Source organism: Parabacteroides sp. CAG:2, from assembly GCF_000436315.1.
GTDB classification, from domain to species: Bacteria; Bacteroidota; Bacteroidia; order Bacteroidales; family Tannerellaceae; genus Parabacteroides; species Parabacteroides distasonis.
In genome coordinates this window covers 88,981-102,518 of record NZ_FR885328.1, presented here as the reverse complement: position 1 = coordinate 102,518, position 13,538 = coordinate 88,981, and the positions used below count along the sequence as shown (strand labels likewise).

The window sequence follows — 13,538 nt, the reverse complement described above, 5'->3', positions numbered from 1 at the left end:
ACGCTCTTCCAAAAAATTAGAACAGGAAGAAAATGCCGCGGCGGCAGCGGCTATCATAAAGCTATATATAAATTTCTTTTTCATGACTCTTTAAATGGATTTAGAAGTTAACACTCAAACCTAATGAATACGTACGGGATAACGGATAGAAACGTTTGTTATCCATACCTAGGTCATTATTATCTTTATCGACCGTCGTACTGTTAATCATCGGAGACAAACCGGAGTAACCCGTGATCGTAGCTACGTTGTTCACCGAGAATGTCACACGGATATTCTTCACGTATTTCTCGATCTTCTTGCAATCGATGTTGTAACCCAACGTAATATAATCGATATTCAAATAATTACCCTTTTCCAACCAATAATCAGAGATCGACTGGTCGTAGATCTTGCTTTCCGGAGCCTTAGCCAACGCGTTGTATGTAGGGAACTGGCTCAAGTTCATATAAGCTAGCGATGTACCGTTGAAGATCTTATGACCGAAAGCGCCGTTCATCTGCGTCATCAAGTCAAAGCGTTTGTAGCGGAAGCTGAAGTTCATTCCCAGATAATATTTCGGCATGGCTTGGCCGGCGATATAACGGTCGCCACCATCATTGGTATCCAAACCCTCTTTTCCATCGATCGTCTGATCCAAGTTGTAGATATAGCGGCCTTCGATAGCGTTTCCATTCTCATCCAAAGCCGGAGTCAAGCCCAAGCAACGAGGAAGGTAGAACACTCCGACAGGCTGGCCTACCATCTGATAAACCACACGGTTGTTTCCTACGAAACCGGCACCACTCATACTGGACAGATCCATATATTGTTTCGCCTGCAACTCTTGTCCCATATAAGAACCGCTCAAGGAGTTCAATTTATTCTTCTGGTAAGAGAAATTCACGCCCATGTTGAAGTCGAAGTCTTTGGTCTTCACGATACCACCGCTTACAGCCAATTCCACGCCGGAGTTGGTCATCTCTCCCAAGTTCGCCAATAATTCCGGATATACGAACGGAGGAACCGGAACCGCGTATTTATACAACAGATCCGTAGTCTTGGAAGTATACCAATCGGCGGTCAACGTAAAGCGGCCATCGAGGATACCAGCGTCCACACCCACATCGAATGTCTTTTTCACCTCCCAACGCAAGTCCGGGTTCGAGTTACGTGTAAAGCCATAGGTAGCGGTAGAATTTCCATTGACGGAAGTCACACCGTTCGGGCTCATCAAAGCCAACGAGTTATAAGCCTCGATAGCATCTTGGTTACCGGTCAGACCATAACCCGCACGTAGTTTCAACTGGCTCAGCCAATCCACGTCTTTCAAGAAAGCCTCCTCATTCAACACCCAAGCGGCGGAAGCGGAAGGGAAGAAGCCCCATTTATTATTCATACCCAATTTAGAGGAACCGTCCGCACGTAAGTTCACGGTGGCGATAAAACGGTTGTCATACATATAATTGAAACGACCCATGAATGAGGCCAGACGATTCTCGTTTTGGAAAGAAGTCACGTCTCCGTATTTCACCGTACCACCCGCTTTCAGGTTGTTATAACCGAAGTAATCCGTCTCAAAGCCACGGGCACCGGCGCTAAATCCCGTATAATGATATTTTTGTCCCCTCTCCCAGACAATAAATGGATTCAATCGTTACGCTGCTATTTCTCGGTAAATAATGTATTTACACTTACCGGATATACCGGAGGCGATCCCGCTAATATCAACGTGAATGGCGTAGAACCCGGTATCGAGACCACTTCCATCTATCCTGTAGCCCGTACCTTCACGCTGGGATTATCCGTCCAATTCTAAAGACCTCCACTGCAAGCCGGGTTGCAGTAACACAACCCGCAAGGCTCTATCCGGGAAACCTGTAGTCAATATTTATTTTGTACGAAAAGCAAGCGCAAAAGGAACAACCTAATCAGTTAATCCCTAACTTTGTGAGCCTAAACAGTAGAAAACATGGTACAAAGATTCGATTACTTAGTGATAGGCTCAGGAATCGCCGGTATGAGTTTCGCTCTGAAAGTAGCCAATGAGGGCAAGAGCGTAGCACTTATCTGTAAAGCCGGACAAGAAGAAGCCAACACATATTTCGCACAAGGAGGTATCGCTTCCGTAACCAACTTGAAAGTAGATAATTTCGAGAAGCACATAGAAGACACGATGATCGCCGGCGATTGGATCAGCGACCGGGCAGCCGTGGAGAAAGTCGTGCGCGAGGCCCCTGCCCAGATCGAGGCGCTTATCCGATGGGGAGTTAATTTCGATAAGAAAGAAAGCGGAGAATTCGATCTGCATAAAGAAGGAGGACACTCCGAGTTTCGTATCCTGCACCATGCCGACAATACGGGAGCCGAGATACAGACGAGCTTGATAGAAACGGTAAACAACCATCCCAACATCGCCGTATTCACGAACCATTATGCGGTAGAGATTATCACCCAGCACCATATGGGCATTATCGTCACCCGCCATACCCCCGGTATCAAATGTTTCGGTGCCTATGTATTGAACGAGGATACGGGCGAGGTACATACTTTCTTGTCAAAGATAACCGTTATGGCGACAGGCGGTTGCGAGGCCGTTTACCGGAATACGACAAACCCGCTGGTAGCTACCGGAGACGGTATCGCCATGGTTTACCGTGCGAAAGGCTCCGTAAAAGATATGGAGTTTATCCAGTTCCACCCGACCGCCTTGTATCATCCGGGCGACCGTCCCTCTTTCCTCATCACCGAGGCGATGCGCGGATATGGAGCTGTATTGAGAAACCTTGGCGGCGAGGAGTTCATGCATAAATATGATCCCCGTCTTTCCTTGGCTCCCCGTGATATCGTAGCCCGTGCGATCGATAGCGAGATGAAACAACGGGGTGAAGACCATGTCTATTTGGACGTGACGCACAAAGATCCGGAAGAGACGAAGAAACACTTCCCCAATATCTATAAGAAATGCCTCAGCTTAGGGATCGATATCACGAGAGATTACATCCCGGTAGCCCCTGCGGCCCATTATTTATGTGGAGGTATCAAGGTAGACTTAAACGGGCAATCCAGCATCCGTCGCCTATATGCGATCGGAGAATGTTCTTGTACCGGCCTGCACGGTGGTAACCGCTTAGCTTCAAACTCATTGATCGAGGCAGTTGTATATGCCGACGCTGCGGCGAAACACTCATTAAGCGTCATGGATCGCTATGAGTTTAACCAAGATGTACCGGAATGGAACGATGAGGGAACGATCACCAATGAAGAGCGTGTATTGATCACTCAAAGCATGAAAGAGGTAAACCAGATCATGGAAGCGTATGTAGGTATCGTTCGTAGTAACACACGTTTGATCCGTGCGTGGAACCGTTTGGATATTTTATATGAGGAGACAGAGAGCCTTTTCAAACGTTGTAAGGCATCCCGTGAATTATGTGAGTTGCGTAATATGATCAATGTAGGTTATTTGATCACTCGTCAAGCGATGGAACGGAAAGAGAGCCGGGGATTACATTATACGATTGATTATCCACCGGTTAAATAATTGAAAATTGAGAATTGAAAATTGAGAATTAACATAGTTAGTAATTCTCAATTTTCAATTCTCAACTTTTAATTATCAATAGTTCTGTTTCATCGGTTCGAAATAAGCTTGCGGATGAGCGCATGCCGGACAGTTAACCGGAGCTTTCTTGCCCTCGAATACGAAACCACAGTTGCGACATTGCCACAAGATAGCCTCAGCTTTCTCAAATACCGTACCTGTTTCTACATTATTCAATAACTTACGGTAACGATTCTCATGCTCTGCCTCTACCTTAGCGATCATCTTGAAAGCTACAGCGATAGCGGGGAAACCTTCTTCCTCTGCGATCTTAGCGAACTCAGGATACAATTCAGCCCACTCCTCATTCTCACCAGCTGCCGCGGCTGCCAAGTTCTCAGCGGTTGTTCCGATTACGCCCGCAGGATAAGAAGCGGTAATCTCAACCATTCCACCTTCCAAGAATTTAAAGAAACGTTTAGCGTGTTCCTTCTCTTGCTCGGCTGTTTCCATGAAAACACCTGCGATTTGCTCGTAACCTTCTTTCTTGGCTACGCTAGCGAAAAATGTGTAACGACTTCTTGCCTGAGATTCTCCGGCGAATGATTTCAATAAATTCTGCTCGGTACGTGTACCTTTAATACTTTTTTCCATAATGCTAATTTTATGTAGTAAATTAATGAGTCTGTTTTGTATATCGTTTTTCTTATGACCGATCAAAAGTAAGAATTTGTTTCCAAACATCGATTACGCAAACATTAAATAATATCTATCGGGAGATAGATATCACTTATTTATCAAGGAGCAACTTCTCTACCTTTATATTATGAAACAACAAATCCTCCTAAATTGTTTACACAAAATCGGAATGCGTCTTTAGATTTTTTGCATCTTCTTTATTTTATTAACTTTGCATCCTCAAATCAAACAGGCAAGAAGAAAAATGAAGAACAAATTTGATTTTCAGCCCAAGCTCTTTACGGCGCTGAGAAATTATTCCAAAGAGAGGTTCATGACGGATCTCATGGCGGGTATAATTGTCGGCATAGTTGCCCTACCACTCGCCATCGCTTTTGGTATCGCCTCCGGGGTAAGTCCGGAAAAAGGATTGATCACGGCTATTATCGGTGGATTCATTGTCTCCCTTTTAGGAGGCTGCAACGTACAGATCGGCGGACCTACCGGAGCGTTTATCGTGATCGTTTATGGCATTATACAGAACTTCGGTATCGAAGGGCTTGCCATCGCTACCGTCATAGCGGGTATTATTCTGGTATTGATGGGCGTGTTGAAGCTCGGTACCGTGATTAAGTTTATCCCCTACCCGATTGTCGTAGGTTTCACGAGTGGTATCGCTATCACTATCTTCACGACACAAATGAAAGACTTATTTGGATTGACTATGGATAAAGTCCCCGCCGATTTCATCTCTAAATGGATCGCATATTTCGGGGCGTTCGATACGGTTAACCCTTGGGCATTCGTTATCGGTATCATTAGTATCCTGATCATTACGTTAAGCCCGAGGCTAACGAAGAAAATTCCGGGTTCCTTGATCGCTATCGTCATCATGACGATCGTTGTTTACATTATGCGTAATCATTTGGGTATTACAGGTATCGAGACGATTGGAGACCGGTTTACTATTAACGCTTCCTTGCCAGCCCCGGCTCCGATCACGTTTAATATGGAAACTATCAACTTATTGCTTCCCTCCGCCTTTACGATCGCTATCCTCGGGGCTATCGAGTCTTTATTATCCGCTACGGTAGCGGATGGTGTGACAGGCGACAAGCATAATTCGAATACGGAACTAATCGCCCAAGGCGCGGCGAATATCATCGTTCCTATTTTTGGCGGTATTCCCGTGACCGGCGCCATCGCCCGCACAATGACCAATATAAATAATGGTGGACGAACTCCGGTTGCCGGTATTATTCACGCCATCGTATTATTATTGATCTTGCTTTTCCTCGGACCGCTTACCAAACACATTCCAATGGCTTGTCTGGCTGGCGTATTGATCATCGTATCCTATAATATGAGTGAGTGGCGTACGTTCCGTTCCTTGATGAAAAACCCGAAAAGCGACGTATCCGTCTTGTTGGTGACTTTCTTCCTGACGGTTATCTTTGATCTTACGATCGCTATCGAGATCGGTCTTTTGATCGCCATGTTATTCTTTATGCGCCGTGTGGCCGAGACCACGCATGTATCCGTCACCACGGATGAGATCGATCTTTCCGACGAGGGCGAGATTCATCATGACGAGGAAGTCCTCTCCCTGCCTAAAGGTGTAGAGGTATACGAGATCGATGGTCCGTTCTTTTTCGGCGTAGCGAATAAGTTCGACGGCATCATGAAAAGTATGGGAGATAAACCGAAAGTCCGCATCATCCGTATGCGTAAGGTTTCGTTCATAGATTCTACCGGTCTGCATAACTTGGAAAGTCTTTTCCGTCTTTCCGAGGCAGAGCATATCCATATGATACTTTCCGGGGTCAATGAACATGTACATCGTGTATTAACAAAATCCGGATTCGATAAGAAGATTGGCGCAGAAAATATTTGCAGTAATATCAATGAGGCAGTAGAGAAAGCGAAAGCTGCCGTACAAGACTAAGATACTATCAGACAGTGGGAGACGCAGCATGCTGCGTCTCTACAACTGGATATTTATTCCGGTAAATAATACCAGTCCTCTGGTAAGACAGCTTCCTTTATTTTACGGCAGGAAACCCCGACCTCCAAGGCCTCGCCCATATAATCCTCGAAATACAAAACACGTAATTCGTGGAAACCAGCGTCTAACGCTACCTTTCCTTTCGCTATACGAGCATTATGAGAGCCATCATTATCAACAATAGCTTTACCGTCTATAAATAGTTTGGAACCATCATCCGAATACGTATAAAAGCGATATACACCTTTTTCAGGGATATTTATCAACGTACGGAACTCATAAGCGAAATGATCCTTGGCCGGAGCCTCCTGAATAGAGATATTTTTCATCGTACCCTCTTTCACTTTTGTCCCGGAAGCGATCTGATCCGTATGTTTAAATTTACCTTCATAATAGGTATAAGCTACCCCGTGATTTTTAGGTTTTACCGTTTTGGCGGGTAAGAATTCCATCGTTTCCTCATCCTTAGAGGTCAGGCCAGATGGATAATAATACGTATATTCCTTTCCGGACGGGGTACGAATCCATGAATCAAACTCAAACTTGCCTTCACGCAATTCAATGATACGGCCACCCCGCTCGAAATCTCCATAAGCGTCCCATCCGGATACACGCCCGAAAGCTAGCCCCACATTATATAACACTCCTATATAATCGTTATCATGATCGTGCCCGGCGAAAGTAGCCATCACATCCTTCATTTCCACCAAGGAAGCGAAGAAGCCCGTGTTGATCTTGGGAGAGGCGATTCCCTCTTCTTTCTGTCCTAATGTAGTCTCCGCCCCAACGATCTCATTATATTCCAACAGAGGAATATGGAAAAAAGCCAAGGCTGGCAACGGTTTGCCGCCATTTTCCTTGGTATAGCGCATACTTTGCTCACGATACCAATGGATCTGGTCGAAATGAATCCAATCATACGTGCCATAATCCTTCAGCGTAGGATAATCGTTGGAGTCGATACAATACAATAAGGCCGCCGGTTTCTTTCCGTCCGAACTGTAGACCGGTACCACATAGTTTCCGGCTCCATGGATATCACCCGGTCCCTTCTCGCCCATAAAATAAGGTGATTTACTAAGCATGGCATAAATCTCGTCCTTGGGGACGATCTCCGCGTCATGATTTCCCATCATGACCGTAAACGGTATCTTGGCCTCCTCAAAGATCCCGATCACCGACTTCCATCCTTCCAAACCGGGGTTTGCTGTCACCACGTCGCCCGTCAGCATTGCCACATCCGGATTCTCCGCCTTTAATACGGATTGTATCGTAGCGACTGTCTTAGCGCATTTAGATGATTTCTGATCCCAATGAATGTCTGTAAATTGGACGATCTTGAATTTCCCATCCTTGAAAGCAAGCTGTTTTTGTGCGAATAAGCTCATCGGAACGCAAAAGCACAACAAGGCGATCGCTAATAAAAAAGTCTTTTTCATGTTCTTCGATTTAGTAATTGGGGGCTAAGTTATAAAAAAAAGAGAGCGATGTATAAAAACAGGCTCTCTTCCTTATGTTAAATGCCACAATGAAACCCTTGCTGTCAAACAAAAGCTATATACATATCCGCAAGCCGGGTTTTCCTGTCAAAATGCGGGATCTCTTTTACTATTTTCTCACAATCCTCAAGGCTCATTCCTCCTTTAGGTTCCCCCCAGTACCAAAGTTTAGGGGTATTCTGTTTTTTACTTGTTGACTCCATAATTCTCGTTGTTTTTATCGTAAGACAGGAAACGCTCAAATACCCCTATCCTCAAAATATATAAAAGATTAAAATAATGTGAATTTATATCCAACCGACAACCCCAATTTCAAATCCCGGTCATTGACACAATTCTGGAAATAGTTCACTCCCACATAAAATCTTTTTACCTCTATACCGGCCGCCGCCGTAGCTCCCAGATTCCAATATTCACCACTACCGGTGTAAGCACCCGCATTTAATCGGAGATTCACTTTATCGCTCAACGGAATATGAAAAGAAGCATACACGGGTACAAAAAAATCAATATTCCAATCATCTCCATATGAAAACGAATTCCCTGCGGTATGCAGCAACAATCCCGTTTGTATAGAAAACAACCGTGATTGTGGAAAGTTTATATACGCCCCCGTCTGAAGCCCCCATCCATCTCCTCCTAGTATTCCGGTACGAGCTTCTATATCAGCGGCCTGCGATCGACCAAAAGATAAAAGCAATATTAACAGAACAAACAACTTCTTCATTACTTACAAGGTATTAATATTAATATTTAGATTGAATAAAAGTTCGACATATCATGATATAGAACTCCCATTCAATCTAAATATTGCTTCTATATCATTATTCGGCTCCAAGTTAGTGTATTCCGAATATAGCGTCTTTTATGACGATCGAATCTTCCGAATTCTCTATATTATATAAAATACCTTCCATCTTCCCTTCAATATAAGGGGTACCACTTCCCTCATGAAAACGAATACTATCCACTTGTATCCGAAATGAAGATTTCAGTGGATGATACACTATTTTAGCGTCATCTTTCGTGATCCTAACAGTAGATTCTATCTCTTCATTCAATAATTTACCCTTATCGATCAGATATTCTCCTTCTCTCAATGGAATCAATGAGATCCTCAGCATAGGATAAGGATAGTCAGAGATATGCACTCCTAATGGTATCTCCCAATAGAAACCGCTTAAATCGGTATTTACCTCCTGCCAAAAATTTCCATGATCAATGAAAGAATGAGAGTTCGACTGATTAGCTATAGAAATATCTTGACTATTCACCTTTCCTTCAAAGTACCCCAAATAGTAAGGAGTTTCTTCAAAAGAAGTATCCTCATCCTTGTCACAAGAAACGAATGAGAATAGTAAAAGAATGAATAAAGAAAAGATGAAACCTGCCATCATTCCTTTTTTAGCTTCATCCCAGTAAAGCATAGAGATATTCCGTTTTTCAGTTGTTAATTCCATAATGACTATTGTTTTCTTATAAGACAGGAAACCATCAAATACCCCTATCCTCAATGTATATAAAAGATCACAATAAAGTAAACCGTATTTTATTATTTCTATTTTACACAAAAAGACATTAATTATATTTTTACATATAGCCTATTACAATATATTCACTACATTTGAAATATTAATCAACATAAAATATAAGCCATGCAAAAATCATCATTTAATAAACTTAGCATTTTACTATTTATTATAGTAATTCTATCTTCTTGTAATAAAGATAATGGCATAGAAGAGATTAGTGAATCATATATTGAAATAAAAGTGCTTAGAATTAGCAAAGATAACACAAAAACACCTATTTATAATGCAATAGCATACATTTATTATGATATAGCACCTATTGATCTCGCAAATTACACAGATAAAGGGAATGGTATATACTCTAATGGTAAAAATACAATTATACCTAATCAAGTAAAAAGAACAAATATAGATGGCTATCTAGAAATAAAACCAGAAGAAACTATTCATTCTATTACAGTTTTCATCCATGACACTAATAGTAATATGATTTCTCACTCATATTGGTTAAACCGTCAAAATCAAATAAAAGAAACTATTACATTTTATTACTAATTATATTTAAGATATGAAGTAAATAGTTATTTATAAACTATTTACTTCATATTTAGCTTATTCATATAAGCATATCCATTAATACATTTTCAAAGGAGCCAACTCTATTTTATAATAACCATTATAATATTTACTATTTAATGGAATTGAATATGCCGTATCTCTACGTCCTGCATATTCAATCCAATCACCAGAAAGAACAACAGGATCATAAAAATTAACAATAACATCCCCCAATTCATCATTACCCAATGTAAATGTTTTTTCAAATGTAGTCGTAATTGTCTTTTTCGCACTTGCACCAAATTTCAATCCTACTTTTTCAAAAACTCCTTTTACAGGATTAAGTTCAAAATTTCCTGCAAATTCAGCAGTAGTTTGGCTAAGCGTCCTTTGAGTTTCTGTACCATCAATTTCTTCTATAGAAATTTTTATTACACAACTAAAATTTTCTATATTCCATTCAAACAGAGGTAAATCAAGAGGAACAACTAGGCATTCTTTTACACCATCAACTTTAGAATTACCTCCTCCTATATCTTTGTAAGATACTCTAAATAGATCTTCTAGTTTTACGCCAAAAGAAAAAGTTTGTTCTGTCCCTATAGGACTTTTTGTTCCAACATATACTTTAACTAAAAAATCAAATTTACCATCAGTCCAAAGAGTAGCTTTATAAGATTGCCTAGGATTAAATATTTGATCATAATCTAACTGTGCATCTCCTGTTTGATCTGATATCTTTTGGAAAGCTATATTTGGATCCCCTTTCATTTGGAAAGAATATAGTGTTTCTTTATAATCATAAACAAATACACCTTTATCTGAACCTGGAACCATATCATAATATATATAGTCCCTATGCCATCCATCCTTATTTTTATAAATATTATATGCATCAACTGATTTTTGTAATCTATCTTTCATACTTTTATTTACATTTCGAGATCTTAAAATGTTTTTTTGTTTCATATTATTAAAAGATTCTCCAAGAAAAGAATAAGTTATTCCCGATTTAGAAGAAAAAGTAAAATTAGTACTACTAAAATTACTTCTAGACAAATTACTATATTCATTCGCTACGATTCTTTCATTATCCTTTAATACAACAATAGGATACATAGGAATGAGATCTGATTTTATAATTTTTTATTCCCCATCCTTATCATATATAGGAACATCGTTACTGATACAAGTTCTAACAGCAACAACTGGTATTTCTTTATCAGTATTCCAAAGAGCAGCAGAGAACGAATTCTTAGGTAATTCTGGAACAAAAATTGTTAGAGTAGGAAACTTTTCATTAATAGATAATAATTTATCCATTTCAATATATTTCCCTATATACTGTTCAAATGTAATATTATCTTCCAGCATCTCATCTTTTACTAATTGATAAAGAACATCATAATCATTATCAATCATTTTTAAAGCCTCGTTTTTAATCAAATTTCTAGCCATTAGGCTTTCATTAAAAACTTTTGATAATGCTTTAGCAAAATCTTTTTTCAAAACTAAGTCTTTATTCATTAGAAGAGAATCATGAATAGAAATTTCTATATTATTTGTAGATAATATATCATTTCTTTCCATCACTAAATCATCATTACAAGATGATATAAAAACTAAGCAAATAAATAATAAATACACCTTTTTCATAATACTACTTTTTAAAAGGTAAAACAATAGAAAATTATATTTTTACTCCTATATCATTTACAAATACAAAAGTTTAAATTTAAAAATCCCCAAATACATGATTATAATCATTCATTATATGTAATACTCCTTTTTCTTGATCTCTTACTTTTAGAGGTATTACTAAATATGGCATAGTACTCGTTTGTACCTTTTCATTATAGATCACTTCTCCCGTAGAACTAGTGACGATAACACATACATCACCAAGATCCTCGTGAAAGTTTACTATCAGTTCTCTATTAGCCTCCTCAATCGATGCATCCATTGGCAAACCTATTGGAATGGATTTTTTCTTATGTTCCCATTTACCATGTAGATCTATAGGCTTACCCCAGCATGGCATAGCCCATAATAAAGCTATTGCCGCTAATAACAATTTAAGCTGTCTCATTTCGTTTTTATTTTTTCAACGTAAAGATCAAGCCTATAGAAGAAACAAGCAAATATAACGCTAAATAATAAGCGACAAACGAAATTCATAATCAACTAATATTTAATTGATTATAAATCAACTAGCAGGACAAAGGGTAAAGCCAATATTAATAGAAGCTATTGTTTATCAATCTATTGTACACTATTAATAAGATAAGCACATAAATCAAGCTCTTTCGCTATGATTCCCAACCTTTGGCGTACACGCTGCCGACGCTTGTTTACCGAATCCGGCTGGATATGTAACAGGATAGATTCACCTATCGAATCCAAACCCAACAAGCTCAAATAACAATAACGCAATTCGGCGGCAGATAAATTAAACGCAGCGAGTCGATCCGCTAAAAAAGGATAAACCTCATTCACTTGCGTAATAATATTTTGCCAGTCTTTTTCTGATAGTGGAGATTTGGTAGCTCCCGGTACTACTTTTTGGGATAGCTTGATTACTTTCTTGGCTATAGCGGATGATAAGAATAGATCCTTACGCCGTTCCGCTATCCGAAGGACGAGGGTTTCCTCTTCTTTTTTTATTTGTTCATATTCTTTCTCCAGTTTCTCTCTTGAATCAAGTTCATTCAGTTTTTCATTTTTTTCAGACAATTGAATAGATAAAGCCTCTAATCTATCTTGTTTGTTACGTAAATTATCCCGTAGTCTGAATAATTCATTACTCTTATTCGACAAATCGATTTCCTGCTTAAGAAGTCTTTTATTTTTTCTATCAATTCGTATTTGAAAGACCCATAATAATATTAAAAGAATAGATACAGATATTACCCAATAGATAAAATACTTTTGTTTATCCGATTTTAATCGCATATTTTCCAATGATATTTTTAAATGCTCATATTCCTTTTCTATTTTTATTATGTTTTCCCTATTTCGTATCGTCAAGATCGAATCTGAGGCACTGTTATATTCATCCAAGTAAAACCAAGCCTTTTCCCAATTACCCTCCGCTTTCTCTAACAAAGAATAACCATAAAGTACCGAAAAACGGGTCATATCATTAAAACTAGGTACACTTGCTTTCTCCAAACAAATACGTGCATTCTTAAAATCGCCTTCTTCTATATATATACCAGCCAATGTCCTGTAACTTGGTGCGTCATCAAAATCTGACATATTGACATTTTTCCACAAATACAATTTAGCTAACTCTTTATTACCTAACATATTATAAATATTTCCTATTCCATTATATATAGTCCCTATATCAGAAGAGTCACCTACTTCAACTATAATAGTATCCGCTTTCAACAAAAAAATTAACGCTATATCCAAAGAATCCGAAAACGCATACATTCTTCCCACATCCCGCAAGGCGAAAGCCGAACTTCGCATATTACCCGCTTTTCGAAAATAAGATTCCGCTTCCTTATATTTGTCCTTTCCTAACAGATAATTACCCTCGAAATCATACAGATCTCCCATATAGCTACAAATATATCCGGCTTGATTATAGTCTTCACTGCGTAAAGCGATATCCAAAGCTTGCAAATAAACCTTCATCGCTTTCTCGTTCTCTTTATCTTCCACATACGAACGCCCCAAATACAAACCAATCTTCGCTTGTTCTTGCTTTGTCCCGTGTGACTTATAATAGGCTT

At 39.6% G+C, this 13,538-nt stretch carries 12 protein-coding genes and 1 pseudogene; 4 read left to right on the top strand and 9 right to left on the bottom strand.

Annotated elements, in window-relative coordinates; translation table 11 throughout:
• Nucleotides 1-100: 100 nt before the first annotated feature.
• Nucleotides 101-1,606 (bottom strand): annotated as a pseudogene (locus tag QVP94_RS16565) (TonB-dependent receptor domain-containing protein); the annotation flags it as partial.
• Between QVP94_RS16565 and QVP94_RS16560 the strand changes: the two are divergent.
• Both QVP94_RS16560 and nadB read left to right on the top strand, forming a co-directional pair.
• Nucleotides 1,592-1,798 carry a hypothetical protein gene (locus tag QVP94_RS16560; RefSeq protein WP_009016546.1) on the top strand — a complete coding sequence of 69 codons (207 nt, stop codon included), beginning with the start codon at nt 1,592-1,594 and terminating at the stop codon, nt 1,796-1,798. The pseudogene QVP94_RS16565 and the gene QVP94_RS16560 sit on opposite strands and share 15 nt — an antisense overlap.
• Nucleotides 1,799-1,951: 153 nt before the next feature.
• Nucleotides 1,952-3,523: an L-aspartate oxidase gene (gene nadB, locus QVP94_RS16555; protein ID WP_022193026.1), complete on the top strand. Its 1,572-nt coding sequence runs from the start codon at nt 1,952-1,954 to the stop codon at nt 3,521-3,523.
• A gap of 75 nt (nt 3,524-3,598) precedes the next feature.
• Here the strand turns inward: nadB and rbr are convergent, their stop codons facing one another.
• On the bottom strand, nt 3,599-4,177 hold the full coding sequence (gene rbr, locus QVP94_RS16550; protein WP_008777696.1) for a rubrerythrin: 579 nt from the start codon (nt 4,175-4,177) through the stop codon (nt 3,599-3,601).
• A 289-nt stretch (nt 4,178-4,466) separates the two neighbouring features.
• On the opposite strand from rbr, the gene QVP94_RS16545 reads away from it, so the two are divergent.
• Nucleotides 4,467-6,146, top strand: a complete 1,680-nt coding sequence (locus QVP94_RS16545) for a SulP family inorganic anion transporter (protein WP_005860327.1) — start codon at nt 4,467-4,469, stop codon at nt 6,144-6,146.
• A 53-nt stretch (nt 6,147-6,199) separates the two neighbouring features.
• Here the strand turns inward: QVP94_RS16545 and QVP94_RS16540 are convergent, their stop codons facing one another.
• From QVP94_RS16540 to QVP94_RS16530, 3 genes are all read right to left on the bottom strand, one after another.
• Nucleotides 6,200-7,645, bottom strand: a complete 1,446-nt coding sequence (locus QVP94_RS16540; protein ID WP_022193025.1) for a PA14 domain-containing metallophosphoesterase — start codon at nt 7,643-7,645, stop codon at nt 6,200-6,202.
• Between the two features lie 331 nt (nt 7,646-7,976).
• On the bottom strand, nt 7,977-8,432 hold the full coding sequence (locus QVP94_RS16535) for a hypothetical protein (RefSeq protein ID WP_005863718.1): 456 nt from the start codon (nt 8,430-8,432) through the stop codon (nt 7,977-7,979).
• Between the two features lie 112 nt (nt 8,433-8,544).
• Nucleotides 8,545-9,132, bottom strand: coding sequence for a DUF5025 domain-containing protein (locus QVP94_RS16530; protein ID WP_005860336.1), 588 nt, complete (start codon nt 9,130-9,132; stop codon nt 8,545-8,547).
• Between the two features lie 228 nt (nt 9,133-9,360).
• Between QVP94_RS16530 and QVP94_RS16525 the strand changes: the two genes are divergently transcribed.
• Nucleotides 9,361-9,792 carry a hypothetical protein gene (locus QVP94_RS16525; protein WP_022193023.1) on the top strand — a complete coding sequence of 144 codons (432 nt, stop codon included), beginning with the start codon at nt 9,361-9,363 and terminating at the stop codon, nt 9,790-9,792.
• A 78-nt stretch (nt 9,793-9,870) separates the two neighbouring features.
• Here the strand turns inward: QVP94_RS16525 and QVP94_RS16520 are convergent, their stop codons facing one another.
• The 4 genes from QVP94_RS16520 to QVP94_RS16505 form a co-directional block, all read right to left on the bottom strand.
• The gene (locus tag QVP94_RS16520) at nt 9,871-10,914 is read right to left on the bottom strand and encodes a hypothetical protein (protein WP_022193022.1); all 1,044 of its coding nucleotides are present in this window, start codon (nt 10,912-10,914) and stop codon (nt 9,871-9,873) included.
• Nucleotides 10,915-10,941: 27 nt separating this feature from the next.
• Nucleotides 10,942-11,451: a hypothetical protein gene (locus QVP94_RS16515; RefSeq protein WP_022193021.1), complete on the bottom strand. Its 510-nt coding sequence runs from the start codon at nt 11,449-11,451 to the stop codon at nt 10,942-10,944.
• Between the two features lie 79 nt (nt 11,452-11,530).
• Nucleotides 11,531-11,884, bottom strand: a complete 354-nt coding sequence (locus QVP94_RS16510; protein ID WP_005860342.1) for a DUF3244 domain-containing protein — start codon at nt 11,882-11,884, stop codon at nt 11,531-11,533.
• A 173-nt stretch (nt 11,885-12,057) separates the two neighbouring features.
• Complete coding sequence (locus QVP94_RS16505; RefSeq protein ID WP_227793793.1) at nt 12,058-13,467, bottom strand: Atg14 domain-containing protein; 1,410 nt, start codon at nt 13,465-13,467, stop codon at nt 12,058-12,060.
• Nucleotides 13,468-13,538: the final 71 nt, after the last annotated feature.

Coding starts and splice junctions, on each gene's coding strand:
- QVP94_RS16560 (WP_009016546.1), top strand. CDS start 1,592: ATGATATTTTTGTCCCCTCTCCCAGACAATAAATGGATTCAATCGTTA.
- nadB (WP_022193026.1), top strand. CDS start 1,952: ATGGTACAAAGATTCGATTACTTAGTGATAGGCTCAGGAATCGCCGGT.
- rbr (WP_008777696.1), bottom strand. CDS start 4,177: ATGGAAAAAAGTATTAAAGGTACACGTACCGAGCAGAATTTATTGAAA.
- QVP94_RS16545 (WP_005860327.1), top strand. CDS start 4,467: ATGAAGAACAAATTTGATTTTCAGCCCAAGCTCTTTACGGCGCTGAGA.
- QVP94_RS16540 (WP_022193025.1), bottom strand. CDS start 7,645: ATGAAAAAGACTTTTTTATTAGCGATCGCCTTGTTGTGCTTTTGCGTT.
- QVP94_RS16535 (WP_005863718.1), bottom strand. CDS start 8,432: ATGAAGAAGTTGTTTGTTCTGTTAATATTGCTTTTATCTTTTGGTCGA.
- QVP94_RS16530 (WP_005860336.1), bottom strand. CDS start 9,132: ATGCTTTACTGGGATGAAGCTAAAAAAGGAATGATGGCAGGTTTCATC.
- QVP94_RS16525 (WP_022193023.1), top strand. CDS start 9,361: ATGCAAAAATCATCATTTAATAAACTTAGCATTTTACTATTTATTATA.
- QVP94_RS16520 (WP_022193022.1), bottom strand. CDS start 10,914: ATGTATCCTATTGTTGTATTAAAGGATAATGAAAGAATCGTAGCGAAT.
- QVP94_RS16515 (WP_022193021.1), bottom strand. CDS start 11,451: ATGAAAAAGGTGTATTTATTATTTATTTGCTTAGTTTTTATATCATCT.
- QVP94_RS16510 (WP_005860342.1), bottom strand. CDS start 11,884: ATGAGACAGCTTAAATTGTTATTAGCGGCAATAGCTTTATTATGGGCT.